Source organism: Pseudomonas sp. SST3, from assembly GCF_003325755.1.
The window spans coordinates 1-1,330 of record NZ_QORI02000237.1; the positions used below are offsets into that span (position 1 = coordinate 1).

General features: G+C 58.6%; 1 protein-coding gene. It reads right to left on the bottom strand.

Annotated elements, in window-relative coordinates:
- Positions 1–255: 255 nt before the first annotated feature.
- The gene (locus DQ405_RS26980; protein ID WP_168426517.1) at positions 256–1,236 is read right to left on the bottom strand and encodes an IS5-like element ISPst5 family transposase; all 981 of its coding nucleotides are present in this window, start codon (positions 1,234–1,236) and stop codon (positions 256–258) included.
- Positions 1,237–1,330 lie beyond the last annotated feature (94 nt).

Here is a 1,330-nt window from a genome sequence, read left to right on the forward strand (position 1 = left end):
ATCGGGCTGACCAGTACACACTCTTCAGCTTCATGCAAATAACCACCACCGATATCCGAGTGCGCGCCGGGCAGCGTAATTTCGGTGTGGTCCGGTTTCACTCGGCTTAGGGATGGTCTGAAGTAGTCAGGTATTTCTGGCTGACTCCAGCCCTTGCCGATTTCAAAACGGTGATTCGGCTAAAAAACGATCAAATCATCCCCTCTTTCCGGATTTATAGCCGGCGCGAGCACCTCGCGCCGGCCATTTCCCGCATTACAGACGCACCTCTCCTGCATTCGTCAGCAAATGTCGGCGCGCCATCCACAGGTTCGACAGCGCGAACAGTGTCACCAACTGCGCGGTGTTCTTCGCCAGGCCACGGAAGCGTGTCTTCACGTAGCCGAATTGGCGCTTGATCACCCGGAACGGGTGCTCGACTTTGGCGCGCACCTGGGCCTTGGATTTCTCGATCTTGCGCTTGGCTTTGTACAGCGCGCTGCGCTTACTCAGCTTCTTGTACGTACTGCGGCGGGCCGCGATCTGCCAGATCACCTCCCGGCCTTCATGTTCCGGGCGCTTCTCGACGCCGGTGTAACCCGCGTCGGCACCCACCATGTTTTCCTCACCGTGCAGCAGCTTGTCGACCTGGGTAACGTCTGCAACATTGGCTGCCGTCCCTACCACGCTGTGCACCAGGCCGGACTCGGCATCGGCGCCGATGTGGGCCTTCATGCCGAAGTAATACTGATTGCCCTTCTTGGTCTGGTGCATTTCCGGGTCACGCTTACCGTCCTTGTTCTTGGTCGAACTCGGCGCATGGATCAGCGTGGCATCGACGATGGTGCCCTGGCGCAGCGACAGGCCCCGATCGCCCAGGTAACCATTGATCACCGCCAGAATCCCGGCCGCCAACTCGTGCTTCTCCAGCAGGCGACGGAAATTGAGGATGGTGGTTTCGTCGGGAATACGCTCTAGGTTCAGCCCGGCAAACTGGCGCAAGATTGTGGTCTCGTACAGCGCCTCCTCCATCGCCGGATCGCTGTAGCCGAACCAGTTCTGCATCAAATGTACGCGCAGCATCGCCATCAGCTGATACGCCGGACGACCACCTTCACCCTTGGGGTAGTGCGGCTCGATCAGGGCAATCAAACCCTTCCACGGCACCACCTGATCCATCTCGATCAGGAACAACTCTTTGCGGGTCTGCTTGCGCTTGCCGGCGTACTCGGCGTCGGCGAAGGTCATTTGCTTCATCGGGAAACTCGGGCAACGGGATCGGCGTATTTCACCAGATTCGGGAAGTCTTTTTCAGACCATCCCTAGAGCGGGGTCCAAGCTGGATTCCAAT